At 72.6% G+C, this 26,124-nt stretch carries 24 protein-coding genes; 11 read left to right on the top strand and 13 right to left on the bottom strand.

Annotated elements, in window-relative coordinates:
* Nucleotides 1-118: 118 nt before the first annotated feature.
* Together BN159_RS36945 and xylB are read right to left on the bottom strand one after the other, a co-directional pair.
* Nucleotides 119-1,327, bottom strand: coding sequence for an ROK family transcriptional regulator (locus BN159_RS36945; protein ID WP_015662154.1), 1,209 nt, complete (start codon nucleotides 1,325-1,327; stop codon nucleotides 119-121).
* Between the two features lie 46 nt (nucleotides 1,328-1,373).
* Nucleotides 1,374-2,819, bottom strand: a complete 1,446-nt coding sequence (gene xylB / locus BN159_RS36950) for a xylulokinase (RefSeq protein ID WP_015662155.1) — start codon at nucleotides 2,817-2,819, stop codon at nucleotides 1,374-1,376.
* Between the two features lie 178 nt (nucleotides 2,820-2,997).
* On the opposite strand from xylB, the gene xylA reads away from it, so the two are divergent.
* A complete protein-coding gene (gene xylA, locus BN159_RS36955; RefSeq protein ID WP_015662156.1) occupies nucleotides 2,998-4,164 on the top strand; it encodes a xylose isomerase in 1,167 nt (388 codons plus the stop codon).
* A gap of 203 nt (nucleotides 4,165-4,367) precedes the next feature.
* Nucleotides 4,368-4,838 (top strand): hypothetical protein, encoded by a 471-nt coding sequence (locus tag BN159_RS47235; RefSeq protein ID WP_015662157.1) that lies wholly within the window; start codon nucleotides 4,368-4,370, stop codon nucleotides 4,836-4,838.
* A 61-nt stretch (nucleotides 4,839-4,899) separates the two neighbouring features.
* Here BN159_RS47235 and BN159_RS36965 read toward each other — a convergent pair whose 3' ends face one another.
* The 3 genes from BN159_RS36965 to BN159_RS36975 form a co-directional block, all read right to left on the bottom strand.
* Nucleotides 4,900-6,240 carry an esterase-like activity of phytase family protein gene (locus BN159_RS36965; protein ID WP_015662158.1) on the bottom strand — a complete coding sequence of 447 codons (1,341 nt, stop codon included), beginning with the start codon at nucleotides 6,238-6,240 and terminating at the stop codon, nucleotides 4,900-4,902.
* A gap of 198 nt (nucleotides 6,241-6,438) precedes the next feature.
* Nucleotides 6,439-7,713 carry a hypothetical protein gene (locus BN159_RS36970; protein ID WP_015662159.1) on the bottom strand — a complete coding sequence of 425 codons (1,275 nt, stop codon included), beginning with the start codon at nucleotides 7,711-7,713 and terminating at the stop codon, nucleotides 6,439-6,441.
* The gene (locus BN159_RS36975; protein ID WP_106435953.1) at nucleotides 7,710-10,568 is read right to left on the bottom strand and encodes a DEAD/DEAH box helicase; all 2,859 of its coding nucleotides are present in this window, start codon (nucleotides 10,566-10,568) and stop codon (nucleotides 7,710-7,712) included. Before BN159_RS36975 ends, BN159_RS36970 begins: the two co-directional genes overlap by 4 nt.
* Before the next feature lie 240 nt (nucleotides 10,569-10,808).
* On the opposite strand from BN159_RS36975, the gene BN159_RS36980 reads away from it, so the two are divergent.
* Complete coding sequence (locus BN159_RS36980; RefSeq protein WP_015662161.1) at nucleotides 10,809-10,991, top strand: hypothetical protein; 183 nt, start codon at nucleotides 10,809-10,811, stop codon at nucleotides 10,989-10,991.
* Nucleotides 10,992-11,058: 67 nt separating this feature from the next.
* Here the strand turns inward: BN159_RS36980 and BN159_RS36985 are convergent, their stop codons facing one another.
* The 6 genes from BN159_RS36985 to BN159_RS37010 form a co-directional block, all read right to left on the bottom strand.
* On the bottom strand, nucleotides 11,059-12,447 hold the full coding sequence (locus BN159_RS36985) for a tannase/feruloyl esterase family alpha/beta hydrolase (protein WP_015662162.1): 1,389 nt from the start codon (nucleotides 12,445-12,447) through the stop codon (nucleotides 11,059-11,061).
* A gap of 133 nt (nucleotides 12,448-12,580) precedes the next feature.
* On the bottom strand, nucleotides 12,581-13,780 hold the full coding sequence (locus tag BN159_RS36990) for an NAD(P)/FAD-dependent oxidoreductase (RefSeq protein ID WP_015662163.1): 1,200 nt from the start codon (nucleotides 13,778-13,780) through the stop codon (nucleotides 12,581-12,583).
* A gap of 113 nt (nucleotides 13,781-13,893) precedes the next feature.
* Complete coding sequence (gene sigJ, locus BN159_RS36995) at nucleotides 13,894-14,838, bottom strand: RNA polymerase sigma factor SigJ (protein ID WP_041820409.1); 945 nt, start codon at nucleotides 14,836-14,838, stop codon at nucleotides 13,894-13,896.
* A 109-nt stretch (nucleotides 14,839-14,947) separates the two neighbouring features.
* Nucleotides 14,948-15,910, bottom strand: a complete 963-nt coding sequence (locus BN159_RS37000; RefSeq protein WP_015662165.1) for a hypothetical protein — start codon at nucleotides 15,908-15,910, stop codon at nucleotides 14,948-14,950.
* 137 nt (nucleotides 15,911-16,047) lie between these two features.
* A complete protein-coding gene (locus BN159_RS37005; protein WP_015662166.1) occupies nucleotides 16,048-16,344 on the bottom strand; it encodes a hypothetical protein in 297 nt (98 codons plus the stop codon).
* A gap of 135 nt (nucleotides 16,345-16,479) precedes the next feature.
* A complete protein-coding gene (locus BN159_RS37010; RefSeq protein ID WP_015662167.1) occupies nucleotides 16,480-17,004 on the bottom strand; it encodes a PadR family transcriptional regulator in 525 nt (174 codons plus the stop codon).
* Nucleotides 17,005-17,108: 104 nt separating this feature from the next.
* Between BN159_RS37010 and BN159_RS37015 the strand changes: the two genes are divergently transcribed.
* A complete protein-coding gene (locus tag BN159_RS37015) occupies nucleotides 17,109-17,864 on the top strand; it encodes an alpha/beta fold hydrolase (protein WP_015662168.1) in 756 nt (251 codons plus the stop codon).
* Between the two features lie 19 nt (nucleotides 17,865-17,883).
* Here the strand turns inward: BN159_RS37015 and BN159_RS37020 are convergent, their stop codons facing one another.
* Nucleotides 17,884-18,483, bottom strand: coding sequence for a class I SAM-dependent methyltransferase (locus BN159_RS37020; RefSeq protein ID WP_015662169.1), 600 nt, complete (start codon nucleotides 18,481-18,483; stop codon nucleotides 17,884-17,886).
* Nucleotides 18,484-18,654: 171 nt separating this feature from the next.
* Between BN159_RS37020 and BN159_RS37025 the strand changes: the two genes are divergently transcribed.
* The 7 genes from BN159_RS37025 (at nucleotide 18,655) to BN159_RS37055 (ending at nucleotide 25,243) form a co-directional block, all read left to right on the top strand.
* The gene (locus BN159_RS37025; protein WP_015662170.1) at nucleotides 18,655-19,428 is read left to right on the top strand and encodes an MHYT domain-containing protein; all 774 of its coding nucleotides are present in this window, start codon (nucleotides 18,655-18,657) and stop codon (nucleotides 19,426-19,428) included.
* Nucleotides 19,429-19,474: 46 nt separating this feature from the next.
* Nucleotides 19,475-21,997, top strand: coding sequence for a sensor histidine kinase (locus BN159_RS37030; RefSeq protein ID WP_015662171.1), 2,523 nt, complete (start codon nucleotides 19,475-19,477; stop codon nucleotides 21,995-21,997).
* Nucleotides 21,994-22,431: a roadblock/LC7 domain-containing protein gene (locus BN159_RS37035; RefSeq protein ID WP_015662172.1), complete on the top strand. Its 438-nt coding sequence runs from the start codon at nucleotides 21,994-21,996 to the stop codon at nucleotides 22,429-22,431. Before BN159_RS37030 ends, BN159_RS37035 begins: the two co-directional genes overlap by 4 nt.
* Before the next feature lie 22 nt (nucleotides 22,432-22,453).
* Nucleotides 22,454-22,867, top strand: coding sequence for a DUF742 domain-containing protein (locus BN159_RS37040; protein ID WP_015662173.1), 414 nt, complete (start codon nucleotides 22,454-22,456; stop codon nucleotides 22,865-22,867).
* Nucleotides 22,868-23,038: 171 nt separating this feature from the next.
* Complete coding sequence (locus BN159_RS37045) at nucleotides 23,039-23,644, top strand: GTP-binding protein (RefSeq protein ID WP_015662174.1); 606 nt, start codon at nucleotides 23,039-23,041, stop codon at nucleotides 23,642-23,644.
* Between the two features lie 142 nt (nucleotides 23,645-23,786).
* A complete protein-coding gene (locus tag BN159_RS37050; RefSeq protein ID WP_015662175.1) occupies nucleotides 23,787-24,197 on the top strand; it encodes a roadblock/LC7 domain-containing protein in 411 nt (136 codons plus the stop codon).
* A gap of 122 nt (nucleotides 24,198-24,319) precedes the next feature.
* On the top strand, nucleotides 24,320-25,243 hold the full coding sequence (locus BN159_RS37055) for a DUF6397 family protein (protein WP_015662176.1): 924 nt from the start codon (nucleotides 24,320-24,322) through the stop codon (nucleotides 25,241-25,243).
* 1 nt (nucleotide 25,244) lies between these two features.
* Here the strand turns inward: BN159_RS37055 and BN159_RS37060 are convergent, their stop codons facing one another.
* Nucleotides 25,245-26,114, bottom strand: coding sequence for an acyl-CoA thioesterase (locus BN159_RS37060; protein WP_015662177.1), 870 nt, complete (start codon nucleotides 26,112-26,114; stop codon nucleotides 25,245-25,247).
* Nucleotides 26,115-26,124: the final 10 nt, after the last annotated feature.

Genomic DNA, 26,124 nt, shown 5'->3' on the forward strand with positions numbered 1-26,124 from the left:
CCCTGAAAGGGGACACGCAGAGGAAAATGGCCGGATGGTGTGAGTCAGGAAAGGCTATGTGAAAGCTGGTCAGAAGTGTAAAGATCAGCCTTTGTTCGCAGAACTGGGCATGGAGTGCTCAGCCTCTCCCGGCCACCCCGGCCGGATCGTCCAGCACACCCCGCACCACCCAGTGCGCGGCCCCCAGCAGCGGCCCCTCGGGACCGAGCCCCGACACGGACACCGGACACGCCGCACCGGCCGTACGCCCCGCCAACTCGGCCTCCAAGGAAGGCAACAACCAAGGCGCGAGCCCCGCCAGCGCGCCGCCGAGGACCACGCTCTCCGGGTCCAGCAGATTGACCGCTCCGGTCAGCGCGACTCCGAGTGCGGCGCCGGCGTCGTGCAGAGCGCCGCGTACCGACGCGTCCCCCGCAGTCGCGCGTCCCGCGAGCAGGCCGACGCGGTCCTCGCCCGGCTCAAGACCCGCCGCCCTGAGCACCGCCTCCTCACCGGCGTACTGCTCCAGACAGCCGCGTCCCCCGCACGGGCACGCGGGCCCCTCCGGGCGGACCGGCACATGTCCCAGTTCGCCGGCGAATCCCCGGGTCCCGCGCAGCAGTTGGCCGTCCACGACGACGGCCGCGCCGATGCCGATCTCCGCCGACACATGCAGGAAGTCGCGTGGTGTGCCCTCGCCGAGCCAGAGTTCGGCGAGGGCGCCGAAGTTCGCCTCGTTGTCCACGGTGAGCGGGAAGTCGCCGGGCAGCAGTGCCCCGAGGTCGATGTCGTGCCATTCGAGGTTGGGCGCGCGGACGACGGTACGGCCGTCACGCGCGACCAGACCGGGCACGGCCACCGCGAGCCCCGCGGGCCGCAGTCCCTCGGCCGCCGCCTCCGCGACAACGCGGTGCACCAGTTCGGTCAGTTCACGGATCACCGGTTCGGCCGAACGCCCCCGGTTCGCGCCGTGTCGCACGGCCCGCGCGCGTATCGCCCCGCGCAGATCGACCGCGCACACCGCGAGGTGGTCGACACCGATCTCCGCGCCGATCCCGGCCGGGCCGTGCGCGCTCACGGCGAGCGCGGAGCCCGGCCTGCCCACCCGGCCGGGCCGCTCCGGGCCGAGTTCCTCGATCAGGCCCGAGCGGATCAGCTCGTCCACGAGGGTCGAGACCGCGGCACGCGTCAGGCCGATCCGGGAGGCGACGGCTGCACGGGAGAGGGGGCCCTCCGCGCTGACGGTGTGCATCACCCGGGCCAGATTGCGGCGGCGCATGCCCTGCTGGGTGTCGGGCAGCGCGCGTCCGGGACCGGCCGGGTGGGGCTCGTGCAGCGGTGCGGTCATGCCTCCGTCAGTCCTCGTTCGGTGAGCGTACGGTCGCCGTGTCCCGTCACCGGTCCTGCGACCCCCGCTCCAGCAGCGGGGCCGCGTCGGAGAGTACCCCGGCGATCCGGGCGAGGGTCGCCTCGTCCCGCTCCACGGCGTCCAGCACCGGGCCCGCCGCGGTGTTCCAGCGGCGGGCGACCGCGGCCGGATCCTCGCCGGTCAGCAGGCCCGCAGCCTGCGCCGCCGCGCCGAGCGCCACCAGTTCCTTGGCCTCGGGCACCTGCACGGGACGGCCCGACAGCCTGCGTACGGTCTGCTGCCAGGCCGTGCCGCGCGCGCCGCCGCCGATCAGCAGCAGCGGGGCCGAGCGGTCCGCGTCCGCGTCGAGGACCAGGTCCAGCGCGCCCAGCAGGGAGTGCACGGCACCGTCGTAGGCGGCCTGGAGGAGCTGACCTGCGGTCGTGTCGTGACGCAGACCCAGCAGCAGCCCGGAGGCGTTCGGCAGGTTCGGGGTGCGCTCGCCGTCCAGGTACGGCAGCAGCGTGACGTCGGCGGTCGGCTCCACCGCCTCGCGGTCGAGGCCCAGCAGTGCCGCCACCCGGTCGACGGCGAGCGTGCAGTTCAGGGTGCAGGCCAGCGGCAGCCAGTCGCCGTGCGCGTCGGCGAACCCCGCGACCGTGCCGGACGGGTCGGCCGGGCGGTGCCTGGACACGGCGTACACCGTCCCGGAGGTGCCGAGGCTGAGCACCGGGGTGCCGGGGCGCAGGCCGAGGCCGAGCGCGGCGGCGGCGTTGTCGCCGGTGCCGGGGGCGACCAGGGTGCCCTTGGAGAACGGCAGGCCGTGGTGCTCGCGCACGGTGCCGGCCACCTCGCCGGGGCGCACCACGCGCGGGAGCAGCGCGGGGTCGAGGCCGACATGCGCGAGGGTCTCCTCGTCGTACGACTCCGTCCCGGACGCCCACCAGCCGGTGCCGGAGGCGTCGCCGCGGTCGGTGGTGCCCTGGCCGGTGAGGCGCTCGGTGAGGTAGTCGTGCGGGAGCCGGACCGCCTTGGTCGCGCGGACGGCGTCCGGCTCGTGCTCGGCCAGCCAGGCCCATTTCGTCACCGTGAAGGAGGCGCCGGGGACGCTTCCGGTGCGCTCCGCCCAGCCCTTCGGGCCGCCCAGCTCCTCGATCAGGCGCCGGGCCTGGGGCGCGGAGCGGACGTCGTTCCAGAGCATCGCCGGGCGGACCGGTTCGCCCCGTTCGTCCAGCGTGACCAGGCCGTGCTGCTGGCCGCCGATCGACACGGCGGCGGCCTCGTGAGCGGCGTCGCCGCACTGGCGCAGGGCCTCGCACAGGGCGTTCCACCACTGGCGCGGGTCGGACTCGCGGCCCGCCCCGGAGGAGACCGTGTGCGGGGCCTGGCCGCTCGCGACGACCTGCCCGGTGGACGCGTCGACGACGAGGGCCTTGGTGGACTGGGTGGACGTGTCCACGCCGACGACGAGCGGTCCTTCGGCTGCTGACATCGGGGCTCTCCTCTTGTGCGGCTGTGCGGCTGTGCGGCTCGTGTTGTGCGGCTGTGCGGCTCGTGCCCTGTCGGGGGCAACTGTTCTCTTCCCAGAGATGCCCCGGCATACTAATTTGTAAATCGCCATGACGAAATAGTCGGCAGCAAGCAACTCGCAGCAGGCAAGGAGCCGCGGCATGAACTACCAGCCCACCCCCGAGGACAGGTTCACCTTCGGCCTGTGGACCGTCGGCTGGCAGGGACGGGACCCCTTCGGCGACGCCACCCGTCGCGCCCTCGACCCGGTCGAGACGGTGCAGCGCCTGGCCGAGCTCGGCGCCTACGGCGTCACGTTCCACGACGACGACCTGATCCCCTTCGGATCCTCGGACACCGAGCGCGAGGCGCACATCAAGCGCTTCCGCCAGGCCCTGGACGCCACCGGCATGACCGTGCCGATGGCCACCACCAACCTCTTCGCGCACCCCGTCTTCAAGGACGGCGCGTTCACCGCGAACGACCGTGACGTGCGCCGGTACGCCCTGCGCAAGACCATCCGCAACATCGACCTGGCGGTGGAGCTGGGCGCGAAGACCTACGTCGCCTGGGGCGGCCGCGAGGGCGCCGAGTCCGGCGCCGCCAAGGACGTGCGCGTCGCGCTGGACCGCATGAAGGAGGCCTTCGACCTGCTCGGCGAGTACGTCACCGCCCAGGGCTACGACCTGCGCTTCGCCATCGAGCCCAAGCCGAACGAGCCGCGCGGCGACATCCTGCTGCCCACGGTCGGCCACGCGCTGGCCTTCATCGAGCGCCTGGAGCGCCCCGAGCTGTACGGCGTCAACCCCGAGGTCGGCCACGAGCAGATGGCCGGGCTGAACTTCCCGCACGGCATCGCCCAGGCCCTGTGGGCGGACAAGCTCTTCCACATCGACCTCAATGGCCAGTCCGGCATCAAGTACGACCAGGACCTGCGCTTCGGCGCGGGCGACCTGCGCGCCGCGTTCTGGCTCGTCGACCTGCTGGAGAGCGCCGGGTACGCCGGCCCGAAGCACTTCGACTTCAAGCCGCCGCGGACCGAGGACCTGGACGGCGTGTGGGCGTCGGCCGCGGGCTGCATGCGCAACTACCTGATCCTCAAGGAGCGCGCGGCCGCCTTCCGCGCGGACCCGGAGGTCCAGGAGGCGCTGCGGGCTTCGCGCCTGGACGAGCTGGCGCAGCGCACCGCCGCCGACGGCCTTCAGGCACTGCTCGCCGACCGCACCGCCTTCGAGGACTTCGACGCCGATGCGGCCGCCGCGCGCGGGATGGCCTTCGAGCAGCTCGACCAGCTGGCCATGGATCACCTGCTGGGAGCGCGTGGCTGAGCGGTCACGCGCGCGTACGGCGCCGCGCGTGGGGTGTCGCCTTGAGGGTGCGTCCCGCGTGGGGCGCCGTTTTCGCGTGAAGGTGCCGCGCGGGGCGCCGCGGCTCGTGGAATGCACCGGAATCGTGCGGTCCATGGCATGGGCCGGTACCAACTTCCGCGAGTGGGTCGCGTGTTCACCGCCTGGAGGTGACGCTGGGCGGTATGGCCATCCCGCCCGTACCGCCCCAGCCGCCCGGTCCGCCGGGTGGCACGCCGCCCCCGGGCGGCTACGGACCGCCGACCGACGGCTTCGGGCCGCCGCCCTACGACGGATCGTCCTCCTACGACGGGCCGCCGCCCGATGGCCCGAGGCGGCGGCGCGGCCCGCTCCTCGCCCTGCTCGCGGTGATCGTCGCGGGCGCGGCCGTCGCCCTGGTGGTGCTGCTGGGTTCGGGGAGCGACGACTCACCGGGGGACAAGTCGCCCGCCGAGAGCAGCGCGAGCCCGTCGCCGCGGCCGTCCCTCAGCCTTCCCTCCGAGCTGCCCAGCAGACTGCCGAGCGAGCTGCCCAGCGAACTGCCCAGCGACATCGAATCGCTGCTGCCGTCCGGGCTGCCCAGCGAGCTGCCCAGCGACCTGCCCAGTGAGATCGAGTCGCTGCTGCCGGACCTCGACGAGGTGGATCTGCCCTGAGCCGACGCACGCGTGCGTGGCCGCTGTGCACGGCCACGCACGCGTGGATGTCCGTCAGCCGTCAGATGCCGCGTGGCAGACGGATGTAGGTCACCGTCGTCTCGATGCCGCTGTCGACCAGTCGGCCCTGCGCGTCGAACGCGCCCGTCCCGTCGGTCATACCGAAGTCGTTGTCGTTGATCAGGGCCAGCGTGTCGTGGTTCACGAGCGCGACGCCCTCGATCTTGCCGGGCACCCCGTCGACGGTGCCGAGGTCGACGACCAGCTTCTTGGCGAGGACGGGCACGCCCGCGGCGGCCGGATCGTCGAGCTGCTCCAGCGACGGGGACGTCGTGTCGTCGTCCCAGGCGTCACCGAGGATGTTCGCGTCCTTGTCCAGCCGCACCAGGTGCAGCCGGGCGGCCTTGTCGGTGCGCTCCTGCACCAGCAGACGGTTGCCGCCGACGGCGACCAGCGAGGAGATCTTGAGCTCGGAGGTGTCGTCCTCGCTCGGGTCCACCACGTTCACCGCGTCGAAGCGGTAGGCGTACTCGGCGGTGACCGCCTTCTTCTTCGGAGAGAAGCGCAGCAGACGGGTCGTGCGCGAGGCCTCCCCGGCATCCCCGTCCGGCAGCGAGAGCGGGCTCTGCACGGCCATCACCAGGTCACCGCAGGGCAGTTGGGCGAGCCCCTCGAAACCGCGGTTGGTCTTGCGGTGCAGCAAGACCGAGGGCAGGGCCTCGACCACCGGGTAGTCGGCACCGGTGAGGTTCAGCCCTTCGGGCACGTACCGCGTGAGCACCTTCCCGCGCGCGGAGACGTGCACGAGCGAGGGCCCGTACTCGTCCACCAGCCAGAAGCTGCCGTCCTTGGCCCGCACTATGCCCTCGGTGTCCAGACCGTTGGGGTTGTACGACCCCGGGGTGCTCGCGTCGTAGTTGTACGGCGCCTCGTCGCGGCTCGCCTGGTTGGGCAGCCCGGTGACGGGCTTGCCGGAGGATGTGGTGATCGGAATCGCCTCGATCACCCGCACGGTGTCCCCGGAGACGCGGATCTTGACGATCGCCGGGTCGAAGCCGGGCACCGGGAAGGTGCGGCGCTTCTTGCCGTCGACCTTGATCTGGCCGTTGGGGCCGCGGTCGGTGACGGTCCAGTACTCGCCCTTGCGGCCGGTCGGGTAGATGTCGCTGCCGATGCCGCCCAGGTCGACACCCCGGTCGTCGGCCACCGTGCCGGGCAGCAGCGCGTTGCTGAACGTGGCCAGGGGTATGTCGCCGAGGGTGGCGGTGCCGATGACGTGGGCGTCGTCGGACGGGGTGCCCGCGGCGGGGCCGGTGGCCGCGAGGAGGGCCAGGACGGCGAGGGGTACGCCCGCCGCGACGGAACGGTGGACGCGGCGCCGGCCAGTGGCGTGCGGGGACATCAGGGCCTCCTGAGGACCAAGTTCGGTGACAGCGGCCAGATTTGGTCCCCGCGCGGAACGCCGTGAGACGAGCACATGAACACGGGACGTCGGCCGCTCGTCCAGCCGGAGGTCAGGCCGGCGTCGGTGACAGCGAGCACGTCCGGGCCGTACGTTCCGCACGGACGTCAGCCTGCTGTCACCGACCCGCCCTTGGGATCACCGCTCGGGCCCGGCCTCCGCCGAGGCCAGTGCCGTGGCCGGGTCCTGCGCCGGGCCGCCGACCGGCACCCAGCGGCCCCGCTCCTTCCGGTACGGCCACCAGCGGCCGTCCCGTCCCAGCCGTACCTGCCCGGAAGTGCCCACGGCCGTCCACCGGTTGCCCTTCGCCCTCAGCTGCGGCCGCTCCTCCTCGTCCCAGGCCGCCTCCAGGGCCGCACGCGCGCGTACGAGCGCTTCCCCGTCCACGGCCCACTCCTCCTCCAGTACGGCCGTCCCGGGCGCCCCGCCGAACTCCCACGCCCGGACCGCCAGGGCCAACTGCTCCCGGGTGCGCCCCGATCCGTCGGCGAGGCGCTCCGCCACGGTAGGGACGGGAGCGCCGAAAGCGAGCCGCACCGCGTCCTGGGCGAGCGGCAAGTCCAGTTCTGGCAGGGGATCTTGCGGGCCCGCGCGTAGCGCGTCGACGAGCAGGCGGTGTGCCTCGGCGGCCGTGCGGGCGGCGAGGTACTCCAGGGCGTCGGGATCGGTGCCGGGCGGGGGAGGGGTCTCGGTGTCGGGGGAGGGCGGTTCCCCGGGCTCCTCGGGGAGTTCGGGGAGGTCCGGCAGCGGCGGCAGGATGTCCCCGGCCGCGAACGCCTCCGCTGCGTCCACGCCCTCGGGTTCGGGAACGGTCTCGGCGGCCTGGGCGGGCGCGGTGCTGCGGGCCTGGAGGGCGTCCAGCAGGGCGCGTTCGGCCCGTCCGCGCATCAGCAGCAGCACGAAGGGGTCCTGGTCCAGCAGCCGCGCCACCTGGTAGCACAGGGCTGCCGTGTGCGCGCAGTGGTCCCACGCCCCGCAGTCGCACTCGGGTTCCAGGTCGCCCAACCCCGGCAGCAGGTCGACGCCGGTGTCCGCCGCGTCCTCGACCAGATGCGGCGGCATGTCACGGTCCAGCAGCGCCGCCACATGCCCGGCCCGTTCGACGGCCATGTCCAGGAACCGGTCCCACTGCTCCCCGGACAGCTCCTCCAGCAGGACGTCCGCGCGGTGGTGGGTACGGTCGCGGTCCTGGACCACGGCCGTGATGCGCCCCGGGCGCACCGACACCGCGCCCACGGCTCCCGCGCGGGCGAGCCTGCGGCCCGCCTTGAGCTGTCCGGAGTCCAGCGCCGTGTCCTCCAGCGCCTTCAGCCAGGCCTGGCCCCACCACGTCTGAGCGAAGCCCCTCCCGTGCGCGGGAGGCAGCGCCGCGAACGTGCGCTCCAGGTCCTCGTCACCGTCGTAGCGACTCATCGCGCGCCCCCTCGCAGCTCCACCAGATCGGCCAGTTCCGCGTCCGTCAGCTCCGTCAGCGCCGCCTCACCGGAGCCGAGCACCGCGTCGGCCAGCTCCTTCTTGCGGCTCAACATGTCCGCGATACGGTCCTCGATGGTTCCCTCGGCGATCAGCCGGTGCACCTGAACGGGTCGCGTCTGACCGATCCGGTACGCGCGGTCCGTGGCCTGTGCCTCCACGGCCGGGTTCCACCAGCGGTCGTAGTGCACGACATGCTCGGCCCGCGTGAGGTTCAGGCCCGTGCCCGCCGCCTTCAACGACAGCAGGAAGACGGGCACTTCACCGTCCTGGAACCGGCGCACCAGCCGCTCCCGCTCGGCGATCGGCGTACCGCCGTGCAGGAACTGCGAGTTGATCCCACGGGCCGCCAGATGGCGTTCGACGAGGCGCCCCATGCGCACGTACTGGGTGAAGACCAGAACTCCGGCCCCCTCGGAGAGGATCGTGTCCAGCAACTCGTCCAGCAGCTCCAGCTTCCCGGAGCGCCCGGCGATCCTCGGCCGCTCCTCCTTGAGGTACTGCGCCGGGTGGTTGCAGATCTGCTTCAGGCCCGTCAACAGCTTCACGATCAGCCCGCGCCGCGCCATGCTGTCGGCCCCGGCGATCTCCGCGAGCGTCTCGCGCACCACCGCCTCGTACAGCCCCGCCTGCTCCTTGGACAGCGACACCGCGCGGTCGGTCTCGGTCTTCGGCGGCAGCTCGGGTGCGATGCCCGGATCCGACTTGCGGCGGCGCAGCAGGAACGGACGGACCAGCCGGGCGAGCCGTTCGGCGGCGGCCGGGTCCTGACCGCCCTCGATGGACTGCGCGTACCGCGTGCGGAAGGTGACGAGCCGGCCGAGCAGCCCGGGAGTCGTCCAGTCGAGGATCGCCCACAGCTCCGAGAGGTTGTTCTCCACCGGGGTGCCGGTCAGCGCCACACGCGCGCGTGCGCCGATGGAGCGCAGCTCCCGCGCGGTCGCCGAATAGGGGTTCTTCACATGCTGGGCCTCGTCCGCCACCACCATGCCCCACCGCACCTCGCCGAGCCGACGCGCGTCCAGGCGCATCGTGCCGTAGGTGGTGAGCACGAACTCCCCGTCGGCGAGGCCCTCCAGGTCGCGCCGGGAGCCGTGGAAGCGGCGCACGGGCGTGCCGGGGGCGAACTTCTCGATCTCGCGCTGCCAGTTGCCCATCAACGACGTCGGGCACACCACCAGCGTGGGACCGGCCGAGGAGTCGTCGGTCTGCCGGTGCAGATGCAGCGCGATCAGCGTGATGGTCTTGCCGAGCCCCATGTCGTCGGCGAGGCAGCAGCCCAGGCCGAGCGAGGTCATGCGGGCCAGCCAGTTCAGGCCTCGCCGCTGGTAGTCGCGCAGGGTGGCGGCGAGCGCGGCGGGCTGCGGGACCGGTTCCTGTGTCTCGGGGTCGGCAAGGCGCTCCCGCAGGGCCGCCAGCCACCCCGTGGGCCGTACCTCGACCCGGCGGCCGTCGACCTCGGTCGAGCCCGTCAGGGCGGCGCTGAGCGCGTCGACGGGCGTCAGTTTGCGGTCCTGCTGCCCGTGAGCCCGGCGCACCTCCTCGGGATCGATCAGGACCCACTGGTCGCGCAGCCGTACGAGGGGCCGGTTCGCCTCGGCCAGGCGGTCCAGGTCCTCGCGGGTGAGTTGCTGCTCGCCCAGCGCGAACCGCCAGTCGAAGGAGAGCAGCGCGTCGGCGGACAGGAACGACGGCGTGTCGGAGGCGAGGTCGGCGGGACCCTGCTCGTCGTCGGGCGGCCCGACCACCGCGCGGGCGGTGAGGTCGCGGGCCAGCTCCCTGGGCCAGTGCACCTCGACGCCTGCCCCGGCCAGGGCCCGGGCGCCGGTGGAGAGCAGCTCGGTGACCTCCTCGTCGGCCAGTTCGACGGCGTCCGGCGCGGTGGCCGACAGCAGAGGGGCGAGCGGCGGCCACGCGCGTGCCGCGCGGCGCAGTGCCAGCAGGGCGTCCATCCTCGCGCGGGGACCGAAGGCGGAGGCCCCGGCCCAGACCTGAGCGGCGTCGGAGACGAGCGCCTGATCGCTCACGCTGTGCACCTGAAGTACCGCGCGGAGGACGGGCGCCGCGTCCTGCGCGGTGACGTCGGCCAGGCCGGGGACCTCGATCCGCAGGGACAGCCGGACCCCGGCGTCATGACCGGCGGCGACGTCGGCCGCCCATGCGCGATGTCCGGGCAGATGCTGCGGCTCCGGCGCGGCGTAGGCGGGGCCGCCGGTCACCAGAGGGGCCGCCGATGTGCGCGGGAGGGTGTCGGCGACGGCGTCCAGGAAGGCGCGCAGGAGTTGCTCGGGGTCGGGCAGCCGCAGCGCCCCGGCGTCCGTGAGCGGTACGGCGTGCGCCTCGGGCGGCATCGCCGCGGCGAGCCGACGCACGCGCTCGATGTCCCCGGCGCCGAGGGGGCCCATGCGCCAGGCGTCGTGGTCCGCCGGTGACAGGCCGGGCAACAGCAGTCCCCGTGCGACGAGTTGCAGCGCCAGCACCGCCGCCGAGCCCCAGAAGGCGCCCGCTCGATGAGCTTCCGCGGAGGCACGCGCGCGGATCAGGAGCGGCAGCGCTGCGCGCACGGGCAGCAGTGCGGCCGGGACGCTCACGCGCTCGACGCCGTCGTCGCCGGGTACGACCACGGTCAGGTGCTCGGCCGACCCCGCCGCGACGAGGGGAGCGGTGTCGGTGTCGGGGTGCCAGAAGGCGATCCTGCCGGTGCGTGCCGGATCGCCGGGCACGAACACGGCACAGCAATGGGTCAGTTCGAAGATCTCGGAGGGGGTTGCCGGGGGGACCGTCTGCGCAGCGATGGCGTATTCCTCAAGTTTGACTACCGAGCCGAGTCGTCGAGGGTACAGCACCGCCTGGCCCGATCCGGCATGACAGGGCTGTGTTCTGCATCACTGCCGTGGGAGGGTGAGAGGGCATGGAGGAGGACCAGTAGGGGGCACACCTCAGGGACGTCTCAGGGTCGCGGTCCGGAACCGCGGGAAGCGCGTGCCCGTTTTGAGAGCAGAGAGCGGCAGTGCGCCGCGGAGGAGGCGACACACATGACGAGGAACCACAAGATCGCCGCAGGAGGTGCGGCGGTCGGGATCATTCTGCTCATCTGGCTGCCCTGGTGGGCAGCGCTCCTGATCATCCTGGGCGTTCCGGCCGCCGCGTACCTCGCACTCGACCCCTCGCAGCGGCGCAAGCTGCGCCGCGCGACCCGCAAGGAACTCGGCCGCTGAGGACGGAAGGAGCCGGGCGCCCGGATGATGCCGGGCGCCCGGACAGTTCCCTACGCCCGGACCGGCCTCAGGGCCGGGCCCCTTCCGAGAGTGCGCAGGAGTTGACCACGTCACCGCCGCCCGCGGGCCTCTCGACGGCCCGGTCCGCGGGCGGCCGTACACCCTCGTCCACCCAGGACACCAGCGCGTCGAACGCCGACCGGTAGCACGGCAGGATCGGCCGCAGCCGGTCCGGGCGGCTGTCGTAGAGGCCGTCCACGTGGGTGCCGCCCTCGATCGTGTAGTAGCGGTGCAGCGGGCCCCGTCCGGCGGCCCCGACCATCCGGTCGTACACATCGGAGTCGGCCGCCTTCGGCAGCAGCGTGTCCAGATCGCCGTGCAGGGTGATCAGCGGCTTGCCGATCCGCCCGGTCAGCGCGACTCGGGCCACCGCGCGGTGGACGGAAGCGGGGCGGGACGCGTAGTCGTAGGCGGCGTCCTCGGCGCAGGGCGCAAGGATCTGCTCCGCGGTGGTCCCGGCGGACGGGCCGGGACAGTCCGGGGCGTACGACGGATCGAACTCGGCGCGGTAGATCTTCTGCGTGACCCCCCAATAGGCCTTCTCGTGATACGGCCACAGGAACTCCGAGCCGCGCGCGAAGCCCACCGCGTACAGATCCTCGTCCCGCGCGGAGCCGAGCATGCGGGCCACGGTCGTCGGCAGGGAGGTCAGCAGGTTGGGGCCGTGAGCGGTCCACAGTGCCCCCTCCCAGTCCACGCCTCCGTCGTACAGCTCCGGGTGGTTCTCCAGCTGCCAGCGGGTGAGATAGCCGCCGTTGGAGATGCCGGTCATGTATGTGCGACGCGGGGCGTGTCCGTAGCGCTGGGCCACCGCCTTGCGGGCCGCGCGGGTGAGTTGCGTGGTCCGCGTGTTCCACTCGGCGACCGCGTCGCCGGGCCGGGTGCCGTCGAGGTAGAAGTCGGAGCCGTTGTTGCCCTTGTCGGTCGCCGCGTACGCGTAACCCTGGGCGAGCACCTGGTCGGAGATCGCCTTGTCCGTCGCGTACTGCCGACGCGTGCCGGGAGCGCCCGTGACGACCAGGCCGCCGTTCCAGTGGTCCGGCAGGCGGATGACGAACTGGGCGTCGTGCTTCCAGCCGTGGGTGGCGTTGAAGCGCGAGGAGTCCGGGAAGTAGCCGTCGATCTGGACCCCCGGCACCCCGGACGGCACACGTGTACCGGCCGCCGTCAGCCCCGCCTGGTCGGCCAGGTCGGTGTACGGGGTGCCGGCCAGCCCCGTCGTGGTCAAGTCCGCGAGACAGGCGCTCTGTTGGAAAGCCGCACCGGGCACACGTACCCGGTCCTGGCGATCGCAGTGTTCCTCCCCGGCCGACGCGGCTCCGGCGGGAGCGGGCCAGGTGAGCGCCGCCGCGATCAGGGTGGTGGCGACGAACGGAACGCCTCGGGACAAGCGCATGGGGCCTCCAGGGCAGAAGGGGGGAGCCGGAGCTGCCCCATGGTGCGGTTCCTTCTGCGCCTCATCCATGGGTTGAGACCACATGGAACGGGGTCGTCGTATGGGGGCCAACCCAGATACGGGGAGGGTGAGTTCAGGCGGCCGCCTCCACCCGCGCGGGGCTCTCGGTTCCCTGCCGCTCGACGCGCCGACGCCGGGACGGCAGGCCCGCGGTCGGGTTGGCGACACCCCAGGCCGCGCTCTTGCAGATCAGTTCCTTGTAGCGGGCGGCCATACGGCCCGTCAGGGCGCGGTCGACCGCTTGGTCGTCGGCGGTGACGAACTGGATCAGGCCTTCCTTGCGGCCGAGGGAGATGCACTGCTGGAAGTAGCGGATGGAGCCCTTCGGGAGCTTGCCGCCGGTGAGGCGGGCGGCGATGGTGTCCGCGGCCTGCCAGGCCATCGGGACGCCCGAGGCGCAGGACATGCGCAGCGGCTTGTCACCGGGGCCCATGGCCAACGCGGCGTCGCCCACGGCGTACACGTCCGGGTGGGAGACCGAGCGCATGGTGGAGTCGACGACGATGCGACCCTGTTCGTTGACGTCCAGGGTGGTCGCCCGGGCGAGGGGGTGGACGGCGAAGCCGGTGGTCCAGATCGTGACTGCGGCCGGGACGGCCGTACCGTCGGTGGTCCTGATGGTGTCGGACTCCACCGCGGCGACCGCGGTGTGCTCGTGGACCGTGATGCCGAGCTTGTCGATCACCTTGCGCAGGTGGGTGCGGCCCTTCTCGGAGAGCCAGTCGCCCAGGGTGCCGCGGTCGGCCAGGGCGACGTCGAGGTCGGGGCGGGCCTCGGCGATCTCGGTCGCGGCCTCCAGGCCGGTCAGACCGCCGCCGACCACGACCACGCTTCCGCCCGCCTCCAGGGCGGCCAGGCGCTCGCGGAGGCGGAGGGCACCGGGGCGGCTGGAGACCTCATGGGCGTGTTGGGCGGTGCCGGGGACGCCCTGGTCGTTCCAGCCGCTGCCGAGGGCGTAGACGAGCGTGTCGTACGCGACGAGTTCCTCGGCGCCGTCCGCGGTGGTGACCGTCACCGCCTTGGCGTCCACGTCCACGGCGGTGACCTTCGCGAGCCTCAGTTCCACGCCCGTGCCCGCGAACATCTCGCTGAACGGCCGGGGCCGGAGATCCTGGCCGGTCGCGAGCTGGTGCAGCCGGACGCGCTCCACCAGGTCGGGCTCGGCGTTGACGAGGGTGATGGTGACATCCTCGCGGCGCAGCCGCTTGGCGAGGCGGCCGGCCGTGGTGGCTCCGGCGTAACCGGCTCCGAGGACGACGATGCGGTGCTTCATGGGACTGCTCCTGTCTGGGTGGGCTCCGCCGTTGCCTTGCGCGGTTTCGCCCCTTGAACCGGACAGGCCGACGTTTCCTGACAGGATCAGGATGTGAAGCACGTCACATCGCGTCAGAGGGTGTGGAGCGGGGGCTCCCGGCGGTCCGCGGCGGCCCACTGCCGGCTCGCCCGGGCGAGCTTGTCGGGGTTGACCTGGTTGCGGACCGCGGCGATGCCCTCCGCGGTGACCTCGAGGCAGGCGATCCCGACGACCCGGCCGTCCACGACCGCCACGACGGCGGGCCCTCCGTTGGCGGTCGTGGCGTAGATGTCCGGCGTGCCCCCGATGTGGGCCCGCTTGGCCTCGGCGGGCTTGAACATGCCGCGCAGGAACTTGGCGACCGCGAGCGCGCCCTCGAACGCCTTCGCGCGTGCCGGGACCTTCCCCCCGCCGTCACCGACCGAGACGGCGTCCTGGGTGAGCAGGCGTACCAGGGGCTCGGTGCGGCCACTGGTCGCCGCGGCCAGGAACTCCTCGACGATCCTCTTGGCGGCCGCCTCGTCGATGTCGGTGCGTGCCTTGCCGTCCGCGACGTGTTTCTTGGCCCGGTGGAAGATCTGCTGGCTGGCGGCCTCGGTGAGGTCCAGGATCTCGGCGATCTCGCGGTGCGCGTAGTCGAAGGCCTCCCGCAGCACGTACACCGCCCGCTCGTTGGGCGACAGCCGCTCCAGCAGGACGAGGACGGCGTACGACACCGACTCGCGCTGTTCGGCGGTGTCGGCCGGGCCGAGCATCGGGTCCCCGGCGAGCAGCGGCTCGGGAAGCCATCTGCCCACGTACGTCTCACGCCGCGCGCGTGCCGAAGTGAGCTGGTTGAGGCAGAAGTTGGTGAGGACCTTCGTCAGCCAGGCCTCGGCCACCTTGATCCGCTCGATGTCGGCCGCCTGCCAGCGCAGGAACGTCTCCTGCACGGCGTCCTCCGCCTCGCTCGCCGAACCGAGCAGCCGGTAGGCAATGGCCTCCAACCGGGGCCTGGCGGCCTCGAACCGGTCCACATCACTCATGAGCAGCGCCATGCTCGTGATCTTATTCGGCCCAGGGCGGAAGGTCACCGGGGCCGGCGAGCGCAGCGAACGCCGGTCTCCGCCCGCGCGACACACGCCACCGCCCGCCCGGCACACGTACTCAGCTGGGACGTACCGCCATCTTGTCGAGCGCCTCCAACAGGCCCGGCAGCTCCGGACCGCGGCCCACCGGGAGGACCTCCCCGGGCTCGTCGTCGAGGAGCACGAACGCGATGTCGTCGGTTCTGGCCACGAGGGACCAGCCAGGGCCGTCGGCGCGCAGCGTGCGGGCGTCGCCCGAGGCGAAGGCGGACCGCACCCGGCCGAGCGGCGGCGGGGTGTCCACGTACGCGCGTGCCTCGGCGAGGACGCGGCGGATCCCGCTGTGTCCCTTCGGCTTCTGCTCGCCCTCCGAGGAGTCGGCGGCGTCAGAGGCCTCCGAAGCCTTCTGGGCGTCCGGGGCGTCAGGACCGTCCTCCGAAGCCTCGTCGGCGGCCTCGGAGGCCCCCTGCGCGGTCTCCGAGGCGCCCTCCGCCGCCTCCTGGCCCTCGGCGGCCCCCGAGTCGCCACCGGGCCGCGGGAACTCCGCGTCGTCGATCTGCTCGCGCCAGATCGCCCATTGCAGGGCGATCTCGTCCGCGCCCAGCCTGCGCTGGGCCGGGCCCCACGTCGAGGTGTCCGGGGGCGCCAGCGGCGGCCCTTCGGCGACATCGGGGCCGGGGTCGTGCGGTGGGGGCACGTTGGGGGCCGCGACGGCGACCGCCAGCGGCCAGCCGGGCAGCGCGGCGACGACCGTGCGCTCGTCCGGTGACAGGTCGTACTCCATGCCGCAGTCCCAGGACGCGATGGCGACCGCGACCAGCGAGACGTCGTCGATGACGACCGTCCAGCGAGCGCCGTCGCCGTCCTGGCCGAGCACCAGCCCGTACCCGTCGGCGAGCGGCGCGAGGCCGAGCGCGGCGCACGCCTCGGGGTAGTCGTCGCCCAGCACGCTCGGGAACTTCGCAGGCGTCAGCAGCACCGCCGTCAGCACATACAGCGCGTCGTCCTCGGCGGCGACGGCGTCCTCGTCCGTCCCGGCCATCCCAGCCTCCCCATCGGTTCGTCCAATCGCGCGCACCCTAGTGCGAGCGGAAGGCCCTTGTCACGACTGCCCACCCCACCCGGAGCTGCTGTTTTCCGGCTGGACGGGGTGAAATCGGCCTTCCTCGGCGGCCTCGGTCAGGCCGCCGGGAGGCCGAGGAGGTCTCGCGCGACGGTCCCCGGGGACTCGTCGCGCTCCCGCGCGAGGGCGATGACGGCCCGGCACGCCAGCTCGTTCACCCCGAACGACAGCGCCTCCGGCGACACCCACCCCGCGGCCTCGTCGATGCGCTCCTGGTCGTCCTCCGCGCAGGCCGAGACGTATGCCGCGGCGGCTTCGAACAGATTGTGCGTACGCCTGTCCCCGGCGGCGTTCGGATCCCTGCGCCAGGCATCCAGAACCCTGTCCCAGGACTGTCGGACCCAGCCGAACATGCCGACCACCTTCCCCCAGTGCGCCTGCCATTGTCGATCGCCCATCTCCCGCTGTTCAACGTAGAGTTGGAGTCACGGCGACAGAAGAGCAACGGCGCGGTCAACACGAGTACCCGCCCACGGTCCGCTACTCCGTCAGCCTCCGAGCGCGGCGATCGTCTCCCGCAGCCAGCCGAGCTCGGCCCGCGAGGTGGCGCGCGCGATGGTGAGGATGCCGCGCCGGAAGGGGTCCTCGAACTCCTCGGCGCGCAGCGGCCGGTCGCCGTCGTAGAAGAAGCTGGCGGGCTCCTCCAGGAACGCGAGGCGGCGGCGCAGTACTGCCGTCTGGGCGGCCCGGTCGTCCAGGTGCCGAAGGAAGGCCAGCACCGTGAACCAGCGGTTCTCGTCGGTGATGTCGCGCTGGACCGGCTCGGCGAGCCGCCGCCGCAGTTCCGTCCTGCCCTCCTCGGTGAGCGTGAGGACATGGCGAGGGGCCGCGACCGCGCCGGGCTCCGTGGCGCGTTCCAGCAGGCCGGCCTTCTCGAGGCGCTTGATCGCCGGATAGAGCGTGCTCTCCGCGATCGGGCGGACGTGCCCGGTGAGTGCGGTGATGCGCTTGCGCAGCTCATAGCCGTGCAGGGGGGCGTCGTAGAGGAAACCGAGGATGGCGAGCTCCAGCATGGCCACATCTTCGCGCAATCACGCGGGGGATACATCGCTGTGGCAATACATCGGTTCCGATGTATCCTCCCGGGAGGTGATGTCGGAGGCGGAAGGGCGACGCGATGAAACAGGCCGAGTTCGATGACAAGGGGAGCCGCATCCGGTGGACGGAGACGCCGGGTGAGGAACCCGCGCGCGTGTATGTGCACGGCCTGGGGTCGATGTCGTCCGTGTATCACGCGCACATCGCGGCCCGGCCCGAACTCGCGGGCCGCCGCAGCCTGTTCGTCGACCTGCCGGGGCACGGCATCAGTGACCGGCCCGAGCACTACGGCTACTCCCTGGAGGAGAACGCCGACGCCCTGGCCGCCGTACTGGACGCGGCGGGGCTGACCGGCGCCGAGCTGGTCGCGCACAGCATGGGCGGTGCCGTCGCCCTCGTGCTCGCGCACCGCCGCCCCGAACTGGTCTCCCGGCTGGTCCTGACGGAGGCCAACCTCGACGCCTGCCCGCCGCCCACCGCGGGCAGCAGCGGAATCGCCTCCTATGAAGAGGACGACTTCGCCGACGGCGGCCACGCGCGCGTGCTGGAGCACGTCGGACCACTGTGGGCGGCCACGATGCGCCTGGCCGACCCGCGCGCCCTGCACCGCAGCGCCGTCGGGCTCATCCGCGGATCGCAGCCCGAGATGCGCGAGATCCTGGAGGGCCTGACGGTCGACCGGGTGTATCTCCAGGGCGAACTCAGCGGTGAACTGGCGGGAAGACAGGCGCTGGAGGCGGCGGGCGTGCGCGTGGTGACGGTGCCCGGAGCCGGCCACAACGTCATGTTCGACAACCCGGACGCCTTCGTGGCCGCGGTCGCCGGGCGCGGGTGAGGCTGCTTGTGCGGCAGCCTCAGCCCTCCCGTACGGCGAGCGCCAGGAAGCGGGCGTCCTCGTCGACGTACGACGTCATGCGCCAGCCGGAACCGGCCAGCAGCGGGCGGAGGTTGGGCTCCGCACGCAGATCCTCCGGCGTGATCCGGCGCCCTTGACGGGCCGCGAGGGCCGCCCTGCCGATCGGGTGGAACAGCGCCAGCGTGCCGCCGGGGCGCACCACGCGGGCCAACTCCCGCAGGTTCCGGCCGGGTTCGGGCAGATGCGCGATGAGGCCCGCGCCGAACACCGCGTCGAGCGACTCCGACCGCAGCGGCAGCTCGGCCACGTCGGCGAGCAGCAACTGCCCCTCCCGGTCCCGTCCCGCCCGTACGGCGGCCTCCAGCATGGCCGGGGTCAGATCGGCCCCGACGACCACTCCCGAGGGGCCCACGGCCGCACGCAGGGGCGGCAGGGCCCGCCCGGTGCCGCAGCCCGCGTCGAGCACCCGGTCACCCTCGCGCAGCCCGAGGTCGGCGACCGCGGCCGCGTAGGCGGGGCCGTCGTCGGGGAAGCGGGCGTCCCAGTCGGCCGCGCGGGCGGTGAAGAACTCCTGCACATGTGTGTGGTCGTCGCTCATGCTCGGCATGATCTCGCACCGGCGGGGGTGACGCGCTCACCGACAGGGGACGTCACTGCGCACACGTTCGAGCTGGAGGCGGTCATTCAGGGAGTGTTCCGTGTCAGATTGCAACACCTTTCGAAATGCGCCCCGGTTGTGCGCCCCTGCCCGGACTAGCGTCCCGGGGCCATGGGACACCTGGACCACGCAGCCCTGGGGTGGCTGACCCCCGCGCTGTCGTACGTGATGGCCTGCATCGGCGCCGCATTGGGTCTGCGCTGCACCGTCCGCGCGCTCGCCGCCACCGGCCGCTCGCGCCGCAACTGGCTCGTCACCGCCGCCTCGGCCATCGGCACCGGCATCTGGACCATGCACTTCGTGGCCATGCTGGGCTTCAGCGTCAGCGGTACCGACATCCGCTACGACGTGCCGCTCACCATCGCCAGCCTGCTCGTCGCCATGGCTGTCGTCTGCGCCGGGGTCTTCGCCGTCGGCTACAGCCGCGACCGCACCCGCGCGCTCTTCCTGGGCGGACTCACCACCGGGCTCGGCGTGGCCAGCATGCACTACCTGGGCATGGCGGCCGTGCGCCTGCACGGCCAGGTGGACTACGACCCGGTCCTCGTCGGGCTCTCGGTGCTGATCGCGGTCGTCGCCGCCACGGCGGCACTCTGGGCGGCGCTCAACATCAAGTCGCCCGTCGCCGTCACCGTCGCCTCCCTGATCATGGGCGCGGCGGTGAGCAGCATGCACTACACCGGGATGTTCGCGGTCAGCGTGCGGGTCGCACCGGGCGGCGACGTTCTGCCCGGGGCCACGGCGATGCAGTTCATCTTCCCCCTCGCCGTCGGCCTCGGGTCCTATCTCTTCCTGACCTCGGCCTTCGTCGCCCTGTCCCCGACGACGGGGGAGCGCGAGGCCTCGGCCTCCGCACAGCGGCCGGTCGAGAGCGCCGCCCACTAACCGCGGGCCCGCCCCGGCGAACCACTCCCGAGCGAGCGAGGAGGCCATGCGTACACCCCGTAGGACCACCGCCCCTGGCGTCGAGACGCCGCCCGCACCGCCCGTGCGCGGCCGCCGCGCGCACGCCGGACCGCCCGCCGACGAAGGAAAGGACGAACCCGCGAGCGGCGCGCCCGAGGACGCGCCCGCGCGGGGAGGACCCTGGCGGATGCGGCCGCGCACCGTCCGCGCCAAGATCGTCTGTCTGTTGATGGTGCCGGTGGTCTCCCTGCTGGCCCTGTGGGCCTACGCGACCGTCAGCACCGCGCAGGACGTCTCCCGGCTCCGGCAGGTGCAGCGCGTCGACGCCGAGATCCGGGGCCCCGTCGCGGACGCCGTCGCAGCCCTCCAGGCCGAGCGCGCGATTGCGGTCCGGCTCGCCACCGATCCCTCCGCCGCACCGGGCGCCGACTACAAGAGGCTCACCGAACGCACCGACGCGGCCGTGGCCGAACTCCGGCTCGGCGACCGCAGCACCGTCGCCGACGCCGAGGAACTGCCGGCCGGAGTGGCAACGCGGCTGGAGGAGTTCGTCTCCGGCGCCGAGGGGCTCGGCCGGCTGAGGTCGGCCGTGCTCGACCACCGCGCGGGCTGGGACCAGACCTACGAGCGGTACACGAGGACCATCGCGGCGGCCCTCTCCGTGGGCGGCGCGCTCACCGGCATCCAGGACGCCGACCTCGGCTCCGACGCGCGCGTGCTGCTCGAATTCTCCCGCGCGGGGGAGGCGTTGGCCCAGGAGAACGCCGTGCTGGTCGGCGCCCGTCTGGCCGGGCGGCTCGACGGCGAGCGGCTGCGGCTGTTCACCGGAGCCGTCGAGACCCGCCGCACGCTCACCGCAGGGGCCGTCGCCGATCTGCGCGGCCCCGAGCGCGCCGCCTGGCAGAAGCTCGCCGCCGGGGGCGACTACGCGTCCGTCGGCGCCGCGGAGGACGCGGTACTGGCCGCGGCACCAGGGGCGCGCGCCGCGAACGCGGCACCACAGGCCGACTGGGACCGCTCCCTCGCGCGCGTGCAGGACGGGATGCGCACCATCGAGGCCGACGCGGGACGCGGCGTCGCCGACCGCGCCGACCCGTTCACCCGCGGACTGCTCACCCCGGCAGGCGCCGCCGTCCTGTTCGGCCTCGCCGCCGTCGCCGCCTCACTGGTGATCTCCGTCCGCATCGGCCGCGGCCTCGTCGTCGAACTGGTCAGCCTGCGCAACAGCGCGCTGGAGATCGCCCGCCGCAAACTCCCCGAGGCGATGCGGAAACTGCGCGCCGGGGAGGAGATCGACATCCGCGCCGAGGCACCGCCCGGAGAACCCGCGGAGGACGAGGCCGGACAGGTCGCCGAAGCACTGGGCACCGTGCACCGCGCCGCCCTGCGCGCCGCCGTGGAGCGCGCCGAACTCGCCAGCGGCATCTCCGGGGTCTTCGTCAACCTCGCCCGCCGCAGCCAGATCCTGGTGCACCGTCAGCTCAGCCTGCTGGACAGCATGGAGCGCCGCTCCGACGACCCGAACGAACTGAGCGACCTGTTCCGGCTCGACCACCTCACCACCCGCATGCGCCGCCATGCCGAGAGCCTGATCATCCTCTCCGGCGCGGCACCGGGACGCGCCTGGCGGATGCCGGTCTCCCTGACCAACGTGGTCCGCGCGGCCGTCTCCGAGGTCGAGGACTACGCGCGCGTGGAGGTGCGGCAGCTGCCCGAGGCGGCCGTCATCGGCACCGCCGTCGCCGACCTCACCCACCTGCTGGCCGAACTCGTCGAGAACGCCGCCCAGTTCTCGCCGCCGCACACGCGCGTGCGCATCACCGGCGAACCCGTCGGCAACGGCTACGCGGTCGAGGTCGAGGACCGGGGGCTCGGCATGGGCAAGGAGACCCTCGCCGAGGCGAACAGCCGTATCGAACAGTCCGAGGCGCTCGACCTGTTCGACAGCGACCGGCTCGGGCTGTTCGTGGTCAGCAGGCTCGCCGCCCGGCACGGCATCAAGGTGCACCTGCGCACCTCCCCCTACGGCGGCACCACCGCGGTCGTCCTGCTGCCCACCGCCCTGCTCCACGGTGGCGCGGCGGAACGTTCCCCCCGCAAGGCGGCCGAGGCGCCCCAGCCCGCCGAACGCGAGTTCGCGCGCGTGCCCGGCGGCGGCGCACAACAGGAGCCGGTGGAGGCACCGGCCGACCGGCCCGCATTGGCCGCCTCCGCACCCATGGCCGCGCAGACCACCACCGATCCACCGCCCCCCGGAGTCACCGCCTTGCGCCTGCACCGCCCCCAGGACGACTCAGACGGCTCCGACGACCTCCCACGCCGCGTCCGACAGGCGAGCCTCGCCCCCCAACTGCGCAGGCCACAGGGCGAGGAGCCCGCCTCGGCGGCACCCTCCCGGGGCGACGACCCGCGTACACCCGAACTCGTACGGGATCGCATGGCGGCCTACCGCGACGGCTGGGCGCGAGGCGGCGGGCGGCAGCCCGGCCGCGGTGCCGCCCCGGATTCCGCAGTGCGCAGCGACAGCAGCGAAGGAGACCCCGCATGATCCAGGATCCCGGCATGAGGGCCGCCCAGCGGTCCGGCGAACTCGACTGGCTGCTGGACGACCTGGTGCTGCGCGTGCGCGAGGTGCGCCACGCGGTGGTGCTCTCCAACGACGGGCTGGCAGTGGGCGCGTCGAGCGACCTCAGCCGCGAGGACGCCGAGCACCTCGCGGCGGTCGCTTCCGGCTTCCACAGCCTGGCCAAGGGCGCGGGCCGCCACTTCGGGGCCGGCGGTGTGCGCCAGACCATGGTGGAGATGGACGACGGCTTCCTGTTCGTGGCCGCCGCGGGCGACGGCTCCTGCCTCGCCGTCCTCACCGCCGTGACCGCCGACATCGGCCTCGTGGCATATGAGATGGCGCGTCTGGTGAAACGTGTCGGTGAGCACCTGCACGCCGCACCGCGCGTCGCCGCGCGGCCGCCCGCAGCGGGCTGAGGCGAGAAGGCGGTCCCCACACATGACCGAAGACCTCAGCAGCGGCCCGCGCGAGCAGGGCAGCCAGTGGTACGACAACGAGGCCGGGCCCCTCGTCCGCCCGTACGCCATGACGGGCGGACGCACCAAGCCGGGTCCCACCGGTGTCCGGTTCGATCTGATCGCGCTCGTCACGCTGGACGCGGGCGCGCCGGGCATCGACGACGACACCGCGCTCGGACCGGAACACCGTGCCCTGATCGAACTGTGCAGACCGGAGACCCAGTCGGTCGCGGAACTCGCCGCGGGCGCAGACCTGCCGGTCGGCGTCGTCCGGGTGCTCCTCGGTGATCTGCTCGAACTGGGCTGCGTCACCGTCAGCCGCCCGGTACCGCCCGCGCAGCTTCCTGACGAACGCATTCTGCGCGAAGTGATCGAAGGATTGCGGGCGTTGTAGATGACAGTTCAGAACCAGGCAAAAAGCGGTCGAACCCATCGGGAACAAGCCGGAGTTGTCATGATGCTGACTTCGCACACACGCACTGAAACCGTACGCACACGTTCCGTGAGTATGCGGCGCATCCCCGTCCACGTCGACCGTTGCCGGCACTCCCGAGAGAAGTGATCGATGGTCTCCGAGCACTCCGACGACCCGGGCGGCGACACGGCCGCTCTGGCGTTGAAGATCCTTGTCGCCGGTGGTTTCGGCGTGGGCAAGACCACCCTGGTGGGCGCGGTCAGTGAGATCAGGCCGCTGCGCACCGAGGAACTGCTCAGTGAGGCGGGTCAGTGGGTGGACGACACCGACGGCGTGGACCAGAAGGTCACCACGACCGTGGCCATGGACTTCGGGCGGATCACCATCCGCTCCGGCCTCTCGCTCTATCTGTTCGGCACGCCCGGCCAGGACCGCTTCTGGTTCCTGTGGGACGAGCTCTCCCAAGGGGCCCTCGGTGCGGTCGTCCTCGCCGACACCCGGCGCCTGGAGGACTGCTTCCCCGCCGTGGACTACTTCGAGCACCGGCACATCCCGTTCGTGGTGGCCGTCAACTGCTTCGCGGGCGCCCGCACTTACGGCGCCCGCGACGTCTCACGCGCCCTCGACCTCGACGAGGGAACGCCCGTGGTGCTCTGCGACGCCCGCGACCGCGACTCGGGAAAGGAAGTGCTCATCCGGCTCGTCGAGTACGCCGGGCGCATGCACACCGCCCGGCTTTTGGACTCGGTGAGTTGAACCGGCCTCAGACCACGTCCCGTGTCGGACATCTTCCGTGCCATGTCCCCAGGCTCCTTGCCCCGGGCCCGACTTGTCCGGAAGGCTGGCGAGCGGGCACTTCCTCGGCCAGGGGGAGACACGTCTTACGGGGAGACGGGACATGACGCAGAATCAGGGACTTGGCTGGCTGCTGGACGATCTGACCGACCGGGTGGAGCATGTACGGCACGCGCTGATCCTGTCCAACGACGGGCTGGTGACGGGCGCGAGCACAGGACTGCGCCGGGAGGACGCGGAACACCTCGCCGCGGTCTCCTCCGGGCTGCACAGCCTCGCCAAAGGGTCCGGCCACCACTTCGGCGCGGGCAGAGTGCGCCAGACGATGGTCGAGTTCGACGACGCCGTCCTGTTCGTGACCGCCGCGGGCACCGGCAGCTGCCTGTGCGTCCTCAGCGGCGCGGAGGCCGACATCGGCCAGATCGCCTACGAGATGACCCTGCTCGTCAATCGGGTCGGCGAGCACCTCGCGGTGGACGCGCGCAAACCCGAGCGGGACATAACAGACCTCTGACCTGCGTCTTTGAGCTTCCCCGTGGAGTTATCCACAGGCTCCGCGCGACCTCCGCCGGATTGGCTACCGTTCTGTCACGGCGAACGCACACAGCGTGAGCATCCGACTCCACGGGGGAGACCATGACAGGCGACACCATCACCCCACCACGCGGCACCTCCTGCACGCCCGGCCACGCCGCCCGGGAACTGGGCCTGAAACGACGCGAGTTCGACCTCGCCGTCCACCTCGGACACATCCGAACCGTGCCCGGCGAAGGAGGCGGCGGCCACCGCCGCGTCACCCGCCTGGAGATCGAGCGGGTCCGGGCCTCGAAGGGCTTCCCCGACACACTGCTGGAACGCGTCCGGACCGTCGGCACCACCGAAGGCGCGGCCGTGATGGACGTGCCGCCCGGCCGCTTCACCCGCCTCGCCCGCCTGGGCCTGGTGGTGCCCGTGGCCTTTTACCTCAACCGCTACCGGGCCGTGGTCTGGATGTATCTGGCCGACGAGCTACGACAGTTCGCGTCCGACGAGAAGAACGCCCCGCTGCTGAAGGCGCGCACCCCCGAAGGACTGCGCGATCAGCTCGACGCCGGCCTGGACCTGCGCCCGCGCAACTGGCGCGGACGCCACCTCGGATTCCTGCTGCGCCAGACCGACGACCCGTGGCAGCAGGCCGGAGCCGTCGCCGCCTTCCTCGACCCCGTACAGATCGCCGAGCTCGTCCCCGACCCCTACGAACGCTCCCACTTGAACCGCTTCAGGCCCGGACCGCCCGGGCACGGAGCGCCGGGCTCACCGGCCGCCCGCCGCTGCGAGCAGATCATGACGGCGGACGACGCGGACGAGACCGCCTGGCTCCGGGCCGACCTCACACGCCTGATCGAGGAGGCACGCACGCACCGGCCCGCACCCCGCCCCACAGCGCACCCCTCCACCCGGGTGCACCTCGCCACGCCGGCACACCTCACGACCCCGCCGCCCGCAGCGTCGACGCCGGAATCCGGCGAACACCGGTCATCGCACCGTCTGTTCGGCTGGCTGCGCCGCAGAAGCGCCTGAGCTACAGCGCCCGGAACAGCCCCTCCTGGACGACGGACACCAGCAGCCGTCCCTGGAGGTCGTAGATCCGGCCGCGGGCCAGACCGCGCCCACCCGTGGCGATCGGCGACTCCTGGTCGTACAGGAACCACTCGTCCGCGCGGAACGGCCGGTGGAACCACATCGCGTGGTCCAGCGAGGCCATGTCGAAGCCCCGCGGACCCCACAAGGGCTCGACCGGGATGCGCACGGCGTCCAGGAGGGTCATGTCGCTGGCGTAGGTCAGCGCGCAGGTGTGCACCCACGGGTCGTCACCGAGCGGCCCGACCGCGCGCATCCACACCGCGCTGCGCGGCTCGGCGTCCTTGACCTCGGCGGGCGTCCAGCGCAGCCGGTCCACATAGCGGATGTCGAAGGGCTGGCGGCGCGCCATCCGCTCCAACTGCTCCGGCAGCGCGCCCAGATGCTCCCGGATCTCGTCGGTGACCGTCGGCAGCGACTCCGGGTCCGGCACCTCGCGGGCGGGCGGCAGCTGGTGCTCGAAGCTCCCTTGCTCAGGCTTGTGAAAGGAGGCGGTGAGATTGAAGATCGTGCGGCCCTGCTGTACCGCGGTGACCCGGCGGGTCGTGAATGACCGCCCGTCCCGCACCCGTTCGACCTGGTACACGATCGGCACGCCCGGCCGGCCCGGGCGCAGGAAGTACGCGTGCAGCGAGTGCACCGGGCGCTCGCCGTCCGTGGTGCGGCCCGCGGCGACCAGGGCCTGGCCGGCCACCTGGCCGCCGAAGACCCGCTGGAGGGACTCCTGCGGGCTGCGCCCGCGGAAGATGTTGACCTCGATCTGCTCCAGGTCGAGCAGATCGACGAGCCTCTCGGCCGGATTCGTCGTCATGGGTGGGATT

Origin of the sequence: Streptomyces davaonensis JCM 4913 (assembly GCF_000349325.1) — a bacterium.
Lineage (GTDB): Bacteria > Actinomycetota > Actinomycetes > Streptomycetales > Streptomycetaceae > Streptomyces > Streptomyces davaonensis.

Coding starts and splice junctions, on each gene's coding strand:
- sigJ (WP_041820409.1), bottom strand. CDS start 14,838: ATGGCGCTGCTCATGAGTGATGTGGACCGGTTCGAGGCCGCCAGGCCC.
- BN159_RS37015 (WP_015662168.1), top strand. CDS start 17,109: ATGAAACAGGCCGAGTTCGATGACAAGGGGAGCCGCATCCGGTGGACG.
- BN159_RS37030 (WP_015662171.1), top strand. CDS start 19,475: ATGCGTACACCCCGTAGGACCACCGCCCCTGGCGTCGAGACGCCGCCC.
- xylB (WP_015662155.1), bottom strand. CDS start 2,819: ATGTCAGCAGCCGAAGGACCGCTCGTCGTCGGCGTGGACACGTCCACC.
- BN159_RS36980 (WP_015662161.1), top strand. CDS start 10,809: ATGACGAGGAACCACAAGATCGCCGCAGGAGGTGCGGCGGTCGGGATC.
- BN159_RS37055 (WP_015662176.1), top strand. CDS start 24,320: ATGACAGGCGACACCATCACCCCACCACGCGGCACCTCCTGCACGCCC.
- BN159_RS37040 (WP_015662173.1), top strand. CDS start 22,454: ATGACCGAAGACCTCAGCAGCGGCCCGCGCGAGCAGGGCAGCCAGTGG.
- BN159_RS37045 (WP_015662174.1), top strand. CDS start 23,039: ATGGTCTCCGAGCACTCCGACGACCCGGGCGGCGACACGGCCGCTCTG.
- BN159_RS36985 (WP_015662162.1), bottom strand. CDS start 12,447: ATGCGCTTGTCCCGAGGCGTTCCGTTCGTCGCCACCACCCTGATCGCG.
- BN159_RS37000 (WP_015662165.1), bottom strand. CDS start 15,910: ATGGCCGGGACGGACGAGGACGCCGTCGCCGCCGAGGACGACGCGCTG.
- BN159_RS36990 (WP_015662163.1), bottom strand. CDS start 13,780: ATGAAGCACCGCATCGTCGTCCTCGGAGCCGGTTACGCCGGAGCCACC.
- BN159_RS37010 (WP_015662167.1), bottom strand. CDS start 17,004: ATGCTGGAGCTCGCCATCCTCGGTTTCCTCTACGACGCCCCCCTGCAC.
- BN159_RS47235 (WP_015662157.1), top strand. CDS start 4,368: ATGGCCATCCCGCCCGTACCGCCCCAGCCGCCCGGTCCGCCGGGTGGC.
- BN159_RS37035 (WP_015662172.1), top strand. CDS start 21,994: ATGATCCAGGATCCCGGCATGAGGGCCGCCCAGCGGTCCGGCGAACTC.
- BN159_RS36945 (WP_015662154.1), bottom strand. CDS start 1,327: ATGACCGCACCGCTGCACGAGCCCCACCCGGCCGGTCCCGGACGCGCG.
- BN159_RS37025 (WP_015662170.1), top strand. CDS start 18,655: ATGGGACACCTGGACCACGCAGCCCTGGGGTGGCTGACCCCCGCGCTG.
- BN159_RS37060 (WP_015662177.1), bottom strand. CDS start 26,114: ATGACGACGAATCCGGCCGAGAGGCTCGTCGATCTGCTCGACCTGGAG.
- BN159_RS36965 (WP_015662158.1), bottom strand. CDS start 6,240: ATGTCCCCGCACGCCACTGGCCGGCGCCGCGTCCACCGTTCCGTCGCG.
- BN159_RS37050 (WP_015662175.1), top strand. CDS start 23,787: ATGACGCAGAATCAGGGACTTGGCTGGCTGCTGGACGATCTGACCGAC.
- BN159_RS36970 (WP_015662159.1), bottom strand. CDS start 7,713: ATGAGTCGCTACGACGGTGACGAGGACCTGGAGCGCACGTTCGCGGCG.
- BN159_RS37020 (WP_015662169.1), bottom strand. CDS start 18,483: ATGAGCGACGACCACACACATGTGCAGGAGTTCTTCACCGCCCGCGCG.
- xylA (WP_015662156.1), top strand. CDS start 2,998: ATGAACTACCAGCCCACCCCCGAGGACAGGTTCACCTTCGGCCTGTGG.
- BN159_RS37005 (WP_015662166.1), bottom strand. CDS start 16,344: ATGTTCGGCTGGGTCCGACAGTCCTGGGACAGGGTTCTGGATGCCTGG.